The sequence below is a fragment of the Vallitalea maricola genome, assembly GCF_036985595.1.
Taxonomy (GTDB): Bacteria; Bacillota; Clostridia; order Lachnospirales; family Vallitaleaceae; genus Vallitalea; species Vallitalea maricola.
This window is the reverse complement of sequence record NZ_BTPU01000036.1, coordinates 30,804-49,452: the sequence shown is the minus strand read 5'-3', so window position 1 is coordinate 49,452 and position 18,649 is coordinate 30,804. Positions and strand designations below refer to the sequence as shown.

Genomic DNA, 18,649 nt, shown 5'->3' with positions numbered 1-18,649 from the left:
ATAAATTATTTTATTGAATTTTTTGTTGCTTTTTATCACACTATAAACTATTTTATCATATTAATCAAGTGCTACTTGGCAATGAAATATAATTATGACATTATGCCCACCACATACCACCTGTATTTTCAAAAGTCATGACTTCTTTTAAGAATGTTACAGCTTTTGTCAAACCTTCATTTACTGACATTAATGAATCTTCATGCTCTATACTTATGGCATAGTCATATCCAACCATTCTAAGTGCACTGATTATATCTTTCCATGTAGCATAATCAGTACCATATCCAACTGATCTAAAAATCCAAGAACGATTGATTTCATCTGAATAGTGTCTTGTATCAAGAACACCATTTACACCACAATTAATTGCATCTATCTTAGTATCTTTTGCATGGAAATGGAAGATACAATCTTTTAATTCCCTGATTGCCGCTACTGGATTGATTCCTTGCCAGAATAGATGACTAGGATCAAAGTTAGCTCCAATCTCTTCTCCAACTGCATTACGAAGTTTTAATAATGTGTATGGATTGTAGACACAGAATCCTGGGTGCATTTCAAGTGCTATCATAGTGACACCATGCTCTTTAGCGAAAGCTACAGCCTTCTTCCAGTATGGAATCAATACTTCATTCCATTGATAATCTAATACTTCTGTAAAATCTTCTGGCCAAGGACATGTTACCCAGTTAGGTGTCTTATCTTCTTTTGAACCACCTGGACAACCTGAGAAAGTATTAATCTGTTTTAGTCCAAGTTTTTCAGCTAATAATATAGTCTTTTCAAAATCATCGTGGAATTTGGCAGCTATTTCTTTATTAGGATGTACTGGATTTCCATGACAGCTGAGTGCACTTATTTCCATATTATATTTTTTGATAGTATTCTTGAATTCTTCTAATTTTGCATCGTCATTAAGTAATATATCAGGATTAGCATGTGATGTTCCTGGATATCCTCCTGCTCCAATCTCTACCATAGTCACGCCTAATTTGCTTAAATAACTAAGTGCTTCATCTAGAGGCTGATTGTTTAGTAATGGTGTAAAAACTCCTAATTTCATATTTATTTACTCCTTTCGTACTCTATTACTATTAGTCTAATATAATTTCTTTTCCTAATTCTGCTGATTTATAGATTGCTTCTAATATCTTAGTAACTACTAGAGCCTGCTCTGGTTTTACTACTGGTTCTGTATCATTGATTATACAGTCAACAAAACTTTTTGCTTCCACTTCTGCTGGATTATTGCTGTCACCTTCATAGAAATCAACTCCATCAGCACTAAGTCCAGGTTTCTTCACATATAATTTACCAAGATCAGCTCCATTGATTCTAAGTCCGTCTTTCATATCAGCTCCTGCTTTTGTTCCACAAAGAGTTGTCTTAGCTTCACCTGTTTCAAGAGTATTCAATGCCCAGCTTGATTCTAATATTATAGTTGCACCATTTTCCATAGTAACAAATCCAAAAGCAGAATCTTCTACTGTAAATTCATCTTGGTTCCAGTCTCCCCAAGCATTACCTGTATCTTTTTGATCGCCTAATTTCTTATATGTAGTACCTACAACTCTTTTTGGCTTATAGTTGTCCATACACCATAATGTTAAGTCAAGAGCGTGTGTTCCAATATCAATTAATGGACCTCCGCCTTGTTCTTCTTCGTTAAGGAATACTCCCCAAGTTGGTACTGCTCTTCTTCTGATAGCGTGAGCTTTAGCAAAATACACATCACCAAGATCTCCTCTTTCACAAGATTTCTTTAGGTACTGTGAATCTGCTCTAAATCTATTTTGATAACCTATTGTTAGTTTTTTGCCTGTTCTCTTAGCAGCCTCTAACATTTCTTCTGCTTCTTTTACTGTCTTAGCCATTGGTTTTTCACACATAACATGACATCCTGCTTCAAGAGCATCGATTGTAATGAAACTATGTTCTCTATTAGGAGTACAAACATATACTACATCTAAATTATTATCTGATAACATTTTCTTATAGTCTGTATAGTATTTTGCATTTTCAGTTCCAAATTTTTTGCTTGCTTCTATTGCTCTTTCTTCAATAATGTCACAAAAAGCAACCATTTCAATTTGTTCTACTTTTTTGATACTTGGCATATGCTTTCCATTAGCTATACCTCCACACCCTATAATTCCTGCTTTTAATTTGTCACTCATCATAATTCCTCCTAAAATATATTTAATATTATTTTATCTTCAACAGCATGGTTAGTGTTTTATTATATTGATAAACTTATTAATCAATTGACGGTAATGTTGATTCTCTAATAATAAGATCATGCTCTAGTTTTACTATATAATTATTATTTCCACTACCTTTAATCCTTTGCAACATGATTTCCATTGTTTTTTTACCAATATCATATCTAGGCTGAGCAATAGTAGTGATAGATGGATCATACATAGGTGCAATACTATTATTGTCAAATCCTACTATCGCTACATCATTAGGAACTCTAAGTCCCTTACTCTTCAATTCTTTAATGGCTCCCACTGCTATTAAGTCTGATATACAAAATACAGCTGTAGGTGGGTCATCTAATTCAAATAATTGTTTGATTCCTCTCATTCCACCTTTATATGAAAATGTATGATAAACAATGTAATCATCGTTAACTTCTAAACCTGCTTCTTCAATAGCTCTCATATAACCTTTCATTCTATCATATGATGAGCCTACATTATTAACGGATATCATTCCAATCTTTTTATGTCCCAGCTTTATAAGATGAGATGTTGCTTCATAACCTGCAATTTCATTATCAATAGTTACAATAGGAGCTTTTATGTCCTTATTATACTCATTACATAATACAACAGGATAGTTTTTAGCTAATTTATTGAATTCTGCGGTAACCATGGCAGTACAAGTGAAGATAACTCCATCTACCAGCTTGTTTTTAAGGAAATCCAAATATATGCTTTCCAGATCGATATCTGTATTAGTGTTACAGATCAATACATTATAGCCATTTTCATGAGCTGTATCTTCCATACCTTTTACTATCTTAGAATAAAATGGATTGGAAATATTTTGTAGTAATACTAATATCATTCTAGTCTCTGATCTTCTTAGGTTTCTTCCTAATAGATTAGGTTGGTAGTTAAGTTCGTCAATTACTGCTTGAACTTTTTTTCTAGTATTGGATGAGACTGGTCCATTATCATTCAATACTCTAGAAACTGTAGCCACAGATACTCCTGCTTTTTTAGCCACCTCTTGTATAGTTGGCATATCTAACCTCCTAATAATCATTGTAATTGTTTACATATATTATATATTTTATAAGATGTAACCTTGTGTAAAGTCTTATGTAATCCGTTACATTTAATTTACAACAAATCGCTATAAATGTCAATATAATTTTGTAATAAAATTCTCAATAAATACTAATGCAAAAAATAATCGGCTCATACATTACAAAACATATATTGATAGTTTACCTTATATAACGCAGTCGTTAGAATAATTCCTTTACATATATTAAAATGTTTTTTAAAAAGTATCATTTTCATAAAAAAGCAGAGAAATAAATTCTCTGCTTAGATGTTTCTGTATATTATTTATATTTTATATTGATAGAATCTTACTTAAATCGTATCTTTTTTCGCTAATTGATTTTTGCATTTCTAATGCTTCGTTGATATCATAATCTAGGTACTTGCCTTCTTTGTAAGCTACTACTCTGTTGCTTTTGCCTTCACATAGTAAGTCAACTGCAATTGAACCCATCATGGATGCATGCATTCTATCTACAGCACTAGGACTTCCTCCTCTTTGTAGGTGACCTAGTATAGTTGCTCTTGTTGATATTCCTGTTACTTCTTCAATCTTCTTAGCTAGTTTAACTGAGTCTTCGGAAGATCCTTCAGCATTAATGATTAAGTTATGTCTCTTACCTTTGTTTCTGTTTTCTATTATCATTCTAATTAATTCTTCTTGGGACATATTTTTCTTTTCTGGTAAGAGTACTGCTTCTGCACCATTAGTGATTCCACACCATAATGCAATATATCCAGCATCTCTTCCCATAACTTCAACAACTGAACATCTTTCATGGGAAGTAGAAGTATCTCTTACTTTGTCTATTGCTTCCATCGCTGTATTAACGGCTGTATCAAAACCAATTGTATAATCTGTACATGCGATATCCAAGTCAATTGTTCCTGGTACACCGATAGTATTGATTCCAAGTCCTGCTAGTTTTTCAGCTCCTTTGAAGGAACCGTCTCCACCAATGACTACTAATCCATCAATACCGAATACTTTACACATCTCTGCTCCACGTTTTTGTCCTTCAGGTTTGATGAATTCCAGACAACGTGCTGTATGAAGTATTGTTCCACCTCTTTGAATGATGTCTGATACATCTTTTGAACCCATTTCGTGGATATCTCCAGAAATCAATCCATTATAACCTCTTTTTATACCTACAACTTTTTTACCTTTTGATAGTGCAGTCCTTACAACAGCTCTTATTGTTGCATTCATTCCTGGTGCATCTCCACCACTAGTAAGTACTCCAATTGTGTTAATTTGTTTAGCCATATATTTACCTCCATGTCACATGTATTTAAAGTTTTATTTAATTTTTTATTAGTTTTTTAATTTAATATTCTCTTTACCTTAACACATTCTTGCCCTAAAATCAATTTTAATTTTGTCAATAATTCGTTATTTATATTGACGTTATAGTTATTTTGTAATTTTTTAATTGTTTTTTCTTTCTCTAGATATATAATTACTTTATCTTCACCTTTGTATTCAGATATAGGTTTAACAATCTGCCCATATAATTCTTTGTAGGTCTTGAAATCTTTGACTTTGATATATAGATTGTTTTTTACATTTTCAAAAGGTATTATCCTTTGAAGGATAATCTTTGAGTCTTGTTCATCAACTATACTTACTCTACCTTTTACAAATATCTTTTCATCTTCATTTATTATGTTCTTATTCTTCTCATAATCATTAGGGAATATTATGATTTCAACCATTCCATAAAGATCTTCTAGAGTTATGAATGCCATCATTTTATTATTTCTTGTTGATTTTACTGTCTTGTATGTAATCATTCCACCTATGACTACTTCTTGTCCATCATATAACTTGCTGATTACCTGTTCATCTTCTGAATAAACAAAATCACTACTGCGTACATTGGTCAAGCTATTGATTTCTTCTTTGTATTTTTCTAATGGATGACCACTTAGATATATTCCCAACACTTCTTTTTCATTAGCCAATAATGCTTCTTCTGGAAACTCTCCAACATCAGGTAATTGCTCATCAAATTGATTCTTACCTGTTTCTTCATCAGTAGCAAAATCAAATAAATTGATTTGACCTTCAATGCTTCTTTTTTTAGTTTGGATTATGCCATCCATTATTGCTTTATATGAGTGCATATATTGTTTCCTTGTTCCTTTTAATGAATCAAAAGCACCAGCTTTTATTAAACTCTCAATCATCCTTTTATTGAGGTCATTACCTGCTAATCTTTCGCAGAAATTAGTTATACTAATGTAGTCACCATTTTCTTTTCTTTCAGCCACAAGAGATTTTATGGCAGATTTCCCTACATTTTTAATGGCTGCAAGCCCATATCTTATTTTGCCATCTGATACTGAGAAGTCTGCGTATCCTTCATTGACATCTGGTGGGAGTAACTGTATTCCCATATTCCTGCAAGTTCCTATATATTCAGATACTTTGGCTGAATTATACATAACAGAGGTAAGTAATGCCGCCATAAATTCAACAGGATAATATTTTTTTAACCATGCTGTTTGATAAGCTACTACAGCGTAAGCTGCTGCATGGGATTTATTAAAAGCGTATTTTGCAAAGTCAATCATTTCATCAAAGATTTTACCCGCAACTTTTTCAGGAATACCGTTATTGATACAGCCTTTCACATTTTCTTTTTCATTACCATAGATAAAGTTCTGTCGTTCTTTTTCCATGACTTTGGCTTTTTTCTTAGACATAGCTCTACGAACCAAGTCACTTCTGCCTAATGTATATCCTGCTAGGTCTCTAACAATCTGCATAACTTGTTCTTGATATACTATACAACCATATGTAGGCTGTAAGATAGGTTCAAGTTCAGCACAAGTATATTCTATTTTTTCAGGATTATGTTTACCTTTTATGTATTTTGGTATGAAATCCATTGGACCTGGTCTATATAGAGAGATTCCAGCTATAATATCTTCTAGACTCTCAGGTCTTAGCTCCTTCATAAAGCTTTTCATGCCGGCACTTTCCAATTGGAAGATACCTTCGGTTTTTCCTGAACCTATAAGTTCATAGACTTCTTTGTCATTATAATCTATATCTTCTACAGTTATATCAATTCCTCTATAAGTTATCTGTTTAAAGGCATTCTGGATTACTGTTAATGTCCTAAGTCCCAAGAAATCCATTTTTAGAAGTCCTAATTCTTCTAGAGTTGTCATAGTGAATTGGGTTGTAATAGCACCATCATTAGCATTAAGAGGTACGTATTCCATAACAGGTTCCTGACATATAACTACACCAGCTGCATGAGTCGAACTATGTCTTGGCAACCCTTCTAATCTCATAGACATATCAATCAAGTATTTGGTTTCTTCATCTTCTTCATATAGATCACTTAGTTCACTATTAATTTTCAGCGCTCTCTTAATATTGATTCCTAATTCTGATGGAATCATCTTAGCTACTTTATCAACTTGTGCATATGGAAGGTCAAGTGCTCTACCTACATCTCTAATAACTGCTCTAGCTGCCATTGTACCAAATGTAATAATCTGAGCCACTTTCTCTTCCCCATATTTTTCTACAACATAATCAATTACCTCTTGTCTTCTTTCATAACAAAAGTCAATATCAATATCAGGCATGCTGACACGTTCTGGATTGAGGAATCTCTCAAAAATCAGATTATATTTGATAGGGTCAATATCAGTAATTCTTAGAGTGTACGATACAATACTTCCAGCTGCTGATCCTCTACCTGGACCTACCATAATTTCATTATCTTTTGCATATCTTATGAAATCCCAAACTATCAAGAAATAATCTACATAACCCATTTGTTCAATTACTGAAAGCTCATAATCAAGCCTTTCCTGTAATTCCTTGGAAGGTTCTTTATATCTTGTTATGAGACCATCTTGACAAAGTTTTCTTAGATAAGATTTTGCATCATATTCTTTTGGTACATCAAATTTTGGTAATTTGGTGTTACCGAATTCAAATTCAACGTTACATCTTTTTGCTATCTCATATGTATTTTGAAGGGCTTCCTTGGCATAAGGGAACAGTTCATACATTTCTTCTGGAGACTTCAAATAGAATTGTCCGCCTTTATACCTCATTCTATCTTCATCATTAACTTTTTTGTTAGTTTGGATACATAACAATATATCATGTGCTTTACTATCTTCTTTGAAAGTATAATGGACATCATTACTTGCAATAAGAGGTATTCCTGTTTCTTTGCTAAGTCTGATGAGCTCTTGATTAACCTGTTTCTGCTCTTTGTATCCATGATCTTGTAATTCTAAATAAAAATTACCTTGTCCTAGTATTTCATTATATCTAAGTGCTATCTCTTTAGCCTTATCATAAGATACATTTAATATAGCTGACTGCACTTGTCCACCTAGACAGGCACTTGTTCCAATTATCCCTTCACTATACTTTTCAAGTATTTCCAGATCTATTCTTGGTTTATAATAAAAACCTTCTACAAAAGCTTTTGATACTAGCTTCATCAAATTTTTATATCCTACTTGGTTTTCGGCTAATAGAACAAGATGATAGAATGTGGAATCAAGATGGGAGTCTTTATCTGTTCTTTTTCTAGCAGCTACATACACTTCACAACCAATTATGGGCTTGATTCCTTCACTTTTTGCAGCTCTGTAAAAATCTATAACACCATACATTACACCATGGTCCGTTATAGCTATACTATCCATACCTAATTCTTTTGTTCTAGCTATAAGTTCTTGTATCTTACTAGAGCCATCCAGTAAGCTATATTCTGTATGGACATGGAGATGTGTAAAATTCATTTTATTTTGTACAACCATATAAAATCACACCCTAACTACTCTAAATAAATTAACAATCTATACTCATGGTTGATCTACAATCAACAGTTTATATTAGTCTAATATGTATAATATTTATAAATATTTCATGTTAACTAATTTTATCATATAATGTGGAAAGGAACAATATTATGATACAAAAAAGGAGCCATAGACAAGGCTCCATTTTTGTTAATCTATTTTAAATTCATCTAGACTGCTATTCATCTCTTCAATAACCTTAGCTAAATCACCTGACATATTAACAAGCTGTTCTGCTGAGGATGTTTGTTCTTCTCCAGTAGCTAATACTTCTTCTATGGCTGCTGCTGATTCTTGAGCTATAGATGCTATACTAGTTATGGAAGTTATTGCCTCATCTTGGATTTCATCAAATCCTGCTAACATTTCAAATACTTGATCCACTTTAATTTTTATTTGATCCATATTCTTAACGATAATACTAAATGCATCATCTGTTTTATTAACTGCTTCCTGCTGTCTTACAAAAATATTTCCGCCTTCTTCTATCATTTTTGCTGTTTCGCTAGTGGCAGTATGTACTTTTCCAACTATCAATGATATATCTTTTGCAGCATCTTTTGATTGTACAGCAAGCTTTCTTACTTCATCAGCAACAACTGCGAATCCTTTTCCTGCTTCTCCTGCCCTCGCTGCTTCAATAGCTGCATTAAGTGCAAGAAGATTTGATTGTTCACTGATTCCATCAATAAGTCCAATTATATTTAATATCTCTTTGAATTTATCCACTAAACTTAAAATATCTTTTCTAAAATTATTAGATAATTTTGTTGCATCTAATGTACTATCATTCAATTCTTTAATTATATTTGTAGCTTGTACACTTGTTTCTTTTGTATCTTCCGTAGCCTCAACAACTTTATTGAAGTAATCTTCTGTTTCATTGAACTTGTCAATAAACTTCTTAACAATATTTGCTGCCTTTTCTGCATCTCTTGCTTGTTCCATTGCACCTTGTGAAACAGATTCAACAGCTATAGTAACTTCTCTTGAACCAGCAGCAGAATGTCTAGCTATTTCTGCAACCTGATCCGAATTATCTGATACTACCTTGGTTAAATCTCTATTATTATTAATGAGGTTCTTAGTACTTTGCAGCATCATGTTATAACTATGAGATAACTGACCCATATCGTATTTACCTTTTATATTAGATACCGCTGTAAGGTCACCATCTTCTACTAATTTCATTTTATTTCTGATGTATTTAATAGGATAACTGATGTTCAATGATACTATGCTGGATAATATAATGGCAAGAACACTTATCCCAAGGCAAAGCCATATAATTATACTTTTAGTTTCATCTACAATTCCTAAAAATTCTTTATTAGATATTTGTTCCACAAAGAACCAATTATTACTACATCTTATGTACGAAGTCATCTTACCATAGAGGTTAAAATTGTCACTAACTACTTCCTCTTCTCCATTTATTCTTTTTGTTATATCTTCAAACTCTTCGAAAGGTTGTCCTAACTTCCCTGCGTCAGCATTATATACAATAACTCCATTCTCATCGATAATGAATTCATCTGTTTTATCCTCAGCATTTTCAAAGACTTCTGTTAGATATGATTTCTTGACTTCAATTATCAATACACCAATTTCATGTGCAGTTGATATTCTAGTCAATTTCCTCATTAAATAAATGCTTTCTGGATTATCATAGACATTGCTTAACCATACCGCCCTGCCTCTAGCTTCACTTACCGTTTTATAAATGTCACTATCAAAGAAACCTTCTGATATCTTACCATGAGTAGCTCTACATTCTATGGTTTCATCTTTCTTAACAATTATAATGTTTTGAATGCTTGTATTGGAATACTGTATAGAGAATAGTTTCTCATTGATTAACGAATCTCTTTCTTTTAACATATCAAATAGGTTTTCATAATCATCCTTGCTCTTGGACACTGTCTTAACAAGAGAATCATCGCTCATGATAACCATTGACGTATTCTCTATTTCTTTTAATTTCATATTTATATTTTCGTTTATGCTATTAATTAATTTTGCATTATTACTCTTTACTTGGCTTATCATTGTATCTTTAACTAATCCTAAGATAACTAATGATATTATCAATATAGGTAGTATTGCTGCAAGAGTATGTGAAATTGTTAACTTCAGCTTTAATGGAAATCGTTCTCTTATCGCTTTATTATAGGTTTTGATACTTTTCACTTTTTCTTGTTCTTTTACTTTTTTATTTTTAATTTTTTCATTAATAGATTTATTAGTTACCACCTTAGACCGTTTAGCTTTTTTAGAGAATTTTATTTTATTATTTCTCTTAAGTTTCACAAAATCACCCATCCCATCTAGTTTGTCATTTGTTAAAATTTCCATATTTTTCATATATCAATATTATACTATCATATACTATATAATGCAATTATATTGTTATTTTTAAGTATATTTCATCTATTTTTGTAACATATTGTATAATTTATATTCAAATATTAATTAACAAATGCCATAGATATTGGATAATCATTAAGTAGTTATAGTAATATTTACTATAAATAATTTATTTTTTTGACTAATTAGTTAAATTTATTAAAAATTATATTTATAACAAAAATATAATTTAAGTCTTTAGTCCTACTAGCATAAATTACAATACCTACACTCCAATATGCCATTTTTATTACTATAATAATTTATTAATATACTTTTTATTGCATAAATTGTCATAATTATATTATCTACAACAAAATTTGACAAACAGTTAATTTTATTGTATAATAATATAATCCTTTAGTAATTTAATAAACAGTATTTTGCGATAGTTTCCCTTAGTACTATCGTATTTTTTTACGCAAGAAAAGTGACAACGTCACGTCTTCCGTAGGAAGTTTCCTATAACAATAAAGGGCTATCTCATAATATATTCATTTAGCTTACAGCTATAAAAATATATTATGAAACAGCCCATTTTTTCTTTAGTTATAAAATTAATTAAGCTCATATTTTTTCAATTTTCTATATAGTGTTGCTCTACCTATACCCATAGCTTCTGCTACTTGGTTTTTGGATTTATATTTTTTCATCATCTTTATTATTAGTTCTTTTTCCATATCTTCTACATTCATTATTTCTTTATTGCTATCACTTGCAAAATTCAAGTGTTTTACATCTTCTGATGTTATTACATCAGAATCACTGTTACAAATGATTCTCTCCATTACCTTTTCTATTTCACGAACATTATTGGGCCAACTATAATTATACATCATATCCAATACTTCTTCTTGTATCAGTAGATTTTTCTTCATATACTTGTTTTTAAGTTTATTCAATGTATTATCTACTATGATTTTTATATCACCTTTACGTTCTTCAAGGGATGGTATAGTTATAGTATTTTTTGAAATCCTATAATAAAGTTCCTCGTCGAAACTTCCTTGTTTTACAAGAGAAGTCAAATCTTGACTTGTATCAAAAATCATTCTGATATCTAGGTTAAATCCTTTGTATGTTCCTAATTTTATTTGCTTGGTCTTTATTACTTCAACTAATCTTTTTTGTAGATACAAAGGCATTTCAGAGATATTTTTAAAGAATATAGTACCTTTATGTGCCATTCTAAGTTTACCAATACTAGGGTTAAGAACTGTAGTTTCATTTTCACTACCAAAAATCTCATGTTCCAAAAGTTCATAAGGGATGTTTTCACAATCCACATATAAAAAATATTGGTTCGACCTATCAGAAAAATTATGGATAGCCCTTGATAAAACAGACTTTCCTAGACCCGGATTACCACATATCAATATATTTTCAGATGTTACAGACAACTGTTTTGCCTTATTAATCTGATCTACAAAAACAGGGTCATTACCTAATAGGGTATCAAATGATATATTAACTTTATTATCCATTATTTCATTCAGAGCGTTATATACTTTTCCAATACTTTTAAATGTTAAAAGCATTCCATGATCAATACCATTTATTATGATATTCCTACTGGATATAAATCCATAAAAACTGTTGTTTCCTTTATCATAAGAAAAAACTTTGTATGAGAAATCTTCTCTGAATATCATCGTCTCATGGATTAGTTGATGGTCAATTATTTGTTCAATGTTATCACCTGTGATGTCTTTTTCTATCTTAAAATATTTCTCGAACTGTTGATTATAATGAACAACCTCTTTTTTGTTATTAATAAGAACTAAGGCATCTTCTATCATATTAATGATGATTTCCCGCTCTTTTTTTATAACATTAAGCTTATTATAATTATCTATACTATTAAGTTTTGAACTAAGCAAGTCCGACATTCTTTCAAGAAATTCTATAGAGTTTTGTAGATTTTCAAAAACAGGACTAGTCTTATTAACAGGTACCAACAGTGCAATGGCACCGACTACTTTATTTTCAAAGAAAATAGGTACACTGACAAGACCAGATATAGCACATTTCTTCAAATCCGGACAGTTCTTACAATGTTTATAAGTAGATTTATCGCTAACTGCAACTACTTTACCAGTATGCATAACCTCACCTAGCATAGAATATCTACTTATAGGTGTTGGTTCATCGGTGTAATAGAACGTATTACCAATCATATTATATTTATCATCAACAATAATTACATCAATATTAAGAATCTTAGATATAGTTTCAGCAAACTTGGAAGCTATTTCTTTTAATTCAACAAGATACATAAAAATACCTCCTAAGAAAAGAGGCTACGCCTCATTCAGCAAAGCAATTTGTCCATTAGTAAGTCTTCTTTACACATTGTTAAAAGTTAATTTTAATGTGCTTAAACAATGGAGTTTCTTATAAGGAAAAAATAGGGTAGAAACTACCCTATAATAAATCATAATTTGCTATATTTTAGTAACATTATACTACTTATTTACACAAATAGTCAACTAGTACTTCAAGCTGATAACACATGGTAACAGCTCCTGGATCCAGATGTCCAACCCCTTTGTTAGGCTGGTAGCAAGCACGTCCTCTAACTGCTTCCATATCTTTTGTACTATTCATTCCATCAATAGCACCCTGCTTCATTGCTTGTAATGCATCATAATCGTCAAGCTTCTTATCAAGAGCATCTTTCAATGCGTTAACTGCTGGATACATACTGTCAATCATAGTTTTGAAGTTTGGTTTTGCATTACCTCTCTCCATAATTGCATTAAGTTCAGCTTCTAAGACATCACATAATAGATTGATGTCCATTTCTTCTTTGTCACCAATAGTTTTTGCAGCACTTATAAACGCACTACCATATAAAACTCCTGATGAACCTCCAACAGTACTCATAATCAGCATACCGATTTTTTTGAACATGTCACCAAGCTTCAATGATAATAATAGTTCCTTATTCTCAACTAGTTTCTGGAAACCCATGTTAATATTAACCCAATGGTCACCGTCACCAGTTATGGAATCAAGCTTAGTTATATAGTCTTTGTTCTCTTCTATTTTCTTAGTTACCAACTCAATATATTCTACATATTCTTTAGAAGTTATTTTAATATTCATATTATCACCTAAACTTTCAAAGCTGGGGTATCACAAGGAGCGTCCAGCAAATTAATTAATTCCTCGTCAAGTTTTAATAATGTTATTGAGCATCCTGACATTTCAAGTGCTGTCATATAATTACCTACTAAAGCTTTGTGTATCTTAATATTTTTCTCTGATAGAATTTTTTCAACTTCGTTATTAAGTATATATAGTTCCATTAAAGGTGTAGCTCCAAGACCGTTAACCATCACAGCAACTTCACTGTTACTATAATCATAGTCTTCAAGAATCCTATTGCATAGAATTTCAGCAAGCTCAGCTGCAGTTTTCACAGTTGTTCTTTCAACTCCAGGTTCGCCATGTATTCCCATACCAATCTCTATTTCATTATCACCTAATGAGAAACCAGGTACACCTACACCAGGAAGGATACATGAAGTCATAGCCATACCCATACTACGTATATTAGCAATGGTCTTCTCTGCAACTTTTTTCACTTCATCAAGGCTTCCACCTGCTGCCGCTTTGGCTCCAGCTAGCTTATGAACGAATACTGTACCAGCAATCCCTCTGCGCCCAGTTGAATAAGTACTGTCTTTTACTGCAACATCATCTTTTACTACAACCATCTCAACTTTTATATCTTCCATCTCAGCCAAATCTTTTGCCATAGAGAAATTCATGATATCTCCTGAGTAGTTTTTGATGATAAGTAGAACACCTTCACCTGCATCTGCTTCTTGTATTCCTTTTAATATCCTGTCTGGTGATGGAGATGCAAAAACATTTCCAGCTACAGCAGCATCAAGCATTCCTTTTCCTACATAACCTGCATGTGCAGGTTCATGTCCACTTCCGCCACCTGATACAAGGCCTACTTTGTTTTCTTTATCTATCTTAGATACTACTTCCAAATCTTTGGAATATTGAAGCTGAGGATTAGCTTTTACCAAACCTTGAAGCATTTCACTTACGACTTCGTCAGGATTGTTTATAATCTTTTTCATCAGCACCTAGCCTCCTATTTTTTAGTAATTACCATTTCACAGCAATCTTCACATCTAGAAAGTAGTTGTTTAAATTCAAGATTCAACTCTGGGAAAACTCCTACCATACCATAATCACCATAACATGCAAGGTCACATAAATGTGCTACTTCTTCTTTTGAACATCCTAGCTTTTTCCAAGCTTCAACAAGTGCACAATGATGGAACTTGATAATACTCTCTTCTTCATCAATCTTAACTGGTTCCATTGCGAAAGCTTCTCTTGGGTGTCCTGTCAAAATAGCTTTTGCAAAATCAGCTGGAGTCTTACATTCGCCTATAGCTTCACCTTTAGCGATTCCAAATTCAGTTATTGCCTTTTCAGCTATTTTATCAAAGCCTTCATCTGTATATTTTGATAATAGATAAAACCATTTTGCTCTGTCCTCAATAGCACTTCTAAATGCATCTGTTAATTCCTGTTGTGTATATTTTTTTTCACTCATTTTTAATTCCTCCATTTTTTTTGATTTTTGATATATTATTAAATTTTAAACGCTACCAAGATATGCTTTTCGTACTGCTTCATTGTTACATAGAATCTGAGCATCGTCTGTCATAGTAACTTTTCCTGTTTCTAAGACATAACCTCTATCAGCAATGGATAATGCCATATTAGCATTTTGCTCAACTAGTAAAACTGTGACACCTTGTTTATTTATTGATTCTATTAGATCAAATATCAATAGTACTAAATTAGGTGCAAGTCCAAGTGAAGGTTCATCTAGTATAAGAAGTTGGGGCATGGACATCAGTGCCCTTCCGATTGCCAACATCTGTTGTTCTCCACCTGATAATGTTCCTGCTATCTGTTTTTTTCTTTCAAGAAGTCTTGGAAACAGGTCATATACTCTATCATAGGAATCATTTATCTCTTTTTTGTTAGTACGAGTGAATGCTCCTAGTTTCAAGTTCTCTTCTACTGATAATGCTGGAAAAACCTCACGTCCTTCAGGAGAAAGACTAATTCCTTTTTTTACTATTTCAGATGGTGCTATATTAGTAATGTTTTCTCCTTTGAACCAAACCTCTCCAGAAGTAGCTTTTAGCAAGCCAGTTATTGTGGCCATTGTTGTACTTTTGCCAGCTCCATTACTTCCTATAAGAGTTACAATCTCTCCTTGTTTAACTTCAAGGTCAATACCTTTTAAAGCGTGAATATTACCATAATGTGTATTTATACCTTTTACTTCCAGCACTGTTATTCACTCCTTCCCAGATATGCCTCTATAACGCGTTTATTATTAGCTATTTCAGCTGGCAGACCTTCAGCAATCTTTTTACCATAATCAATAACATAAATTCTATCAGAGATATTCATAACAACATTCATATCATGTTCGATTAGTATTATGGTATAACCTTTATCTCTTAGACTCTTGATAAAATTCAACAATTCTTCTGATTCCTGAGGATTCATACCTGCTGCCGGCTCATCTAGAAGCAGTATTTTAGCATTGGTGGATATAGCTCTAGCTATCTCCAGTTTTCTCTGTTCACCATAAGGCAGATTACTGGCATAATGGTGTACCTTATCTTTCAATCCAATTGAATCCAAGATTTCTATTGCTTTTTGATGTTTTTCTTTTTCTACTTCTCTATATTTTTTTGTTCTGAAAAGTAGATCTAGAAAACTGTATTTTGTGTTTATATGCATTCCTATCAAAACATTTTCAATAACCCTCATATCTCCAAACAATCTAATATTCTGAAATGTTCTTGCTAATCCAGCTTTGACAATTTCTTGAGGTTTTTTGTTATGGATAGGTTTGCCTTCAAATATGATTTCTCCTTCTGTCAACTGATTAACCCCTGTAAGCAAATTGAAAAGTGTAGTTTTGCCGGCACCATTAGGTCCGATGATACTAATTATCTCACCTTCATTTACTTCAAAGTTAACTTTATTAACAGCTATCAAACCACCAAAATGTTTAGATATATTTTTCACTTCCATGAGTGCCATATCACATACCACCCTTCCCTGTAGAAATAACTTTATTAGGTATGTCAAGTACAACCCCTTTGGGAAGCTTATACTTAGTCTTTCTCTGTCCTCCAAGAATACCTTGTGGACGGAATCTCATCATAAGTACTAGAATGACACCATACATTACAAATCTATATTCTTGTAAGAATCGAAGTACTTCTGGGAATGTAACCAACAACATTGAACCTAAGAACATTCCTCCAATAGTACCCATACCACCTAGAATAACTATACTTAGTATCATTATTGAAGTATCAAAAGTAAATGTATTAGGGTCTATATACCTTATCATGTGAGCATAAAACGCTCCTGCAAGACCTGAGAAAAATGATGATAATACAAAAGCGATAGCTTTATAATAGGTTGTTTTTATCCCCATCATTGTAGCTGCCATTTCATCTTCTCTGATAGCCATTAATGCTCGACCCATTCTAGAACGAACGATACCGACTATACAAAATGTTGTTATTATGACAAACACAAGGATCAAGTAATACAAACCTCCATTTGAAGTAGATAATTCTATTCCAAAAAATGATGGCTTAGGTATTCTTGTAACACCCAATGGTCCATTTGTTACACTTTGCCAGTTCAACAATACCATTCTTACAACTTCCATGAATCCTAATGTGGTAATAGCCAAATATGTTCCTGACAGTCTGAATGTAGGCAATCCCAACAGAAGTCCACATATTGCAGCTAATATGGCAGCTATAGGAGCAGTTATAAAGAAGTTAAGGCCATAGTTGACACTAAGCAAAGCTGATGCATAGGCACCAATAGCATAAAATGATGCGTGTCCTAATGAAATCTGTCCAGTATAACCTGTAACGAGTCCCAGTGATAATGATAAAATGCTATATACTCCTATCATTATTACTATTCTAAGAATATACTGAGAACTGATTATAAAAGGAAGCACCGCTAATAGTACAGCAATAACAGGATAAACTATCTTTTTATTGCGATCAGTAAATTCTTTTAGATCTACCATATAATTTGTAATTTTTTCATAAAATTTTATTTTTCCCATAATCTACACCTTTGTAATACCTTTCTTGCCGAATAAACCTGTTGGCTTAATTAGCAGTACAATAATTAGTATTATAAAAGCTGTGGCATCTCTATAGCCACCACCTATATATGTTGCAGCAAAACTTTCTGAAACTCCTATTACCAAACCACCTAAAATAGAACCATGTAATATTCCAATACCACCTAATACCGCGGCAGAGAAAGCTTTCAGTCCTGCAAGATATCCCATACCAGGGTAAACCATTTGATAATAACCACTAATCAATGTTCCAGCTATAGCAGCTGAAGCACCACCAAGGAAAAATGTAAATGTTACTATAAAATTTACGTTTATTCCCATTAAACTAGCAGCTTTTTGATTTTGTTCTACTGCTCTCATTCCTAGGCCTATTTTAGTACCCTTGATAATGTAGGTCAGTAGTCCAAGCAATATAACGGATACTAAGAAAATGAATATTTGAGTAGTACCAATCTTAACTCCAAACATGTTTATGGTTCCATAATCAAATAGTTTCGGGAAAAACTTTGTTTGGCTACCAAATATAGTCATCAACAGGTTCTGTATTATATAAGAAATACCAATTGTTGTAATAAGTGCTGCAATACCCTTTGATTTTTTGGCACGAAGTGGAGCTAATGCTACTTTATCAATAGTTATCCCTAATAATCCTGTTGCTACAATACTTATTAACAAAGCTGGTACAATTCCAAATCTATACCCTACAAAAACCATGGTAATATGTGCTCCAAATGCATAAACTGAACCGTGTGAAAAGTTTACAAGTCTCAAAATACCAAATACCAAAGAATATCCTACTGCAATTAATGCATAAACCATACCTAAAGTTAACCCATTGGCCAATTCTTGTAATATCAAGTTTACACCTCCTTGTTTCTATGAAGCTTAAATCAATCATTTTCATAACTCATGA

Annotated in this window: 14 protein-coding genes; all 14 read right to left on the bottom strand. The window is 32.3% G+C overall.

Annotated features, from left to right (window positions below):
- Positions 1-100: 100 nt before the first annotated feature.
- The gene (locus tag AACQ14_RS12220; protein WP_339363872.1) at positions 101-1,066 is read right to left on the bottom strand and encodes a sugar phosphate isomerase/epimerase family protein; all 966 of its coding nucleotides are present in this window, start codon (positions 1,064-1,066) and stop codon (positions 101-103) included.
- 31 nt (positions 1,067-1,097) lie between these two features.
- Positions 1,098-2,180, bottom strand: a complete 1,083-nt coding sequence (locus AACQ14_RS12215; RefSeq protein WP_339363871.1) for a Gfo/Idh/MocA family protein — start codon at positions 2,178-2,180, stop codon at positions 1,098-1,100.
- 79 nt (positions 2,181-2,259) lie between these two features.
- A complete protein-coding gene (locus tag AACQ14_RS12210; protein WP_339363870.1) occupies positions 2,260-3,258 on the bottom strand; it encodes a LacI family DNA-binding transcriptional regulator in 999 nt (332 codons plus the stop codon).
- Positions 3,259-3,594: 336 nt separating this feature from the next.
- A complete protein-coding gene (gene pfkA / locus AACQ14_RS12205; RefSeq protein ID WP_339363869.1) occupies positions 3,595-4,572 on the bottom strand; it encodes a 6-phosphofructokinase in 978 nt (325 codons plus the stop codon).
- A gap of 56 nt (positions 4,573-4,628) precedes the next feature.
- Complete coding sequence (locus AACQ14_RS12200) at positions 4,629-8,090, bottom strand: DNA polymerase III subunit alpha (protein WP_339363926.1); 3,462 nt, start codon at positions 8,088-8,090, stop codon at positions 4,629-4,631.
- Between the two features lie 210 nt (positions 8,091-8,300).
- Positions 8,301-10,514 (bottom strand): methyl-accepting chemotaxis protein, encoded by a 2,214-nt coding sequence (locus AACQ14_RS12195; RefSeq protein ID WP_339363868.1) that lies wholly within the window; start codon positions 10,512-10,514, stop codon positions 8,301-8,303.
- A 599-nt stretch (positions 10,515-11,113) separates the two neighbouring features.
- Positions 11,114-12,832, bottom strand: a complete 1,719-nt coding sequence (locus AACQ14_RS12190; RefSeq protein WP_339363867.1) for a sigma 54-interacting transcriptional regulator — start codon at positions 12,830-12,832, stop codon at positions 11,114-11,116.
- A 193-nt stretch (positions 12,833-13,025) separates the two neighbouring features.
- Positions 13,026-13,664 (bottom strand): dihydroxyacetone kinase subunit DhaL, encoded by a 639-nt coding sequence (gene dhaL, locus AACQ14_RS12185; protein ID WP_339363866.1) that lies wholly within the window; start codon positions 13,662-13,664, stop codon positions 13,026-13,028.
- Positions 13,665-13,672: 8 nt separating this feature from the next.
- On the bottom strand, positions 13,673-14,656 hold the full coding sequence (gene dhaK, locus AACQ14_RS12180) for a dihydroxyacetone kinase subunit DhaK (RefSeq protein ID WP_339363865.1): 984 nt from the start codon (positions 14,654-14,656) through the stop codon (positions 13,673-13,675).
- A 14-nt stretch (positions 14,657-14,670) separates the two neighbouring features.
- Positions 14,671-15,141, bottom strand: a complete 471-nt coding sequence (locus tag AACQ14_RS12175; RefSeq protein WP_193774453.1) for an L-2-amino-thiazoline-4-carboxylic acid hydrolase — start codon at positions 15,139-15,141, stop codon at positions 14,671-14,673.
- A 45-nt stretch (positions 15,142-15,186) separates the two neighbouring features.
- Complete coding sequence (locus tag AACQ14_RS12170) at positions 15,187-15,894, bottom strand: ABC transporter ATP-binding protein (protein ID WP_339363864.1); 708 nt, start codon at positions 15,892-15,894, stop codon at positions 15,187-15,189.
- A gap of 2 nt (positions 15,895-15,896) precedes the next feature.
- Positions 15,897-16,658: an ABC transporter ATP-binding protein gene (locus tag AACQ14_RS12165; protein ID WP_339363863.1), complete on the bottom strand. Its 762-nt coding sequence runs from the start codon at positions 16,656-16,658 to the stop codon at positions 15,897-15,899.
- 1 nt (position 16,659) lies between these two features.
- Positions 16,660-17,715: a branched-chain amino acid ABC transporter permease gene (locus tag AACQ14_RS12160; RefSeq protein ID WP_339363862.1), complete on the bottom strand. Its 1,056-nt coding sequence runs from the start codon at positions 17,713-17,715 to the stop codon at positions 16,660-16,662.
- 3 nt (positions 17,716-17,718) lie between these two features.
- Positions 17,719-18,594 (bottom strand): branched-chain amino acid ABC transporter permease, encoded by an 876-nt coding sequence (locus tag AACQ14_RS12155; protein WP_339363861.1) that lies wholly within the window; start codon positions 18,592-18,594, stop codon positions 17,719-17,721.
- Positions 18,595-18,649 lie beyond the last annotated feature (55 nt).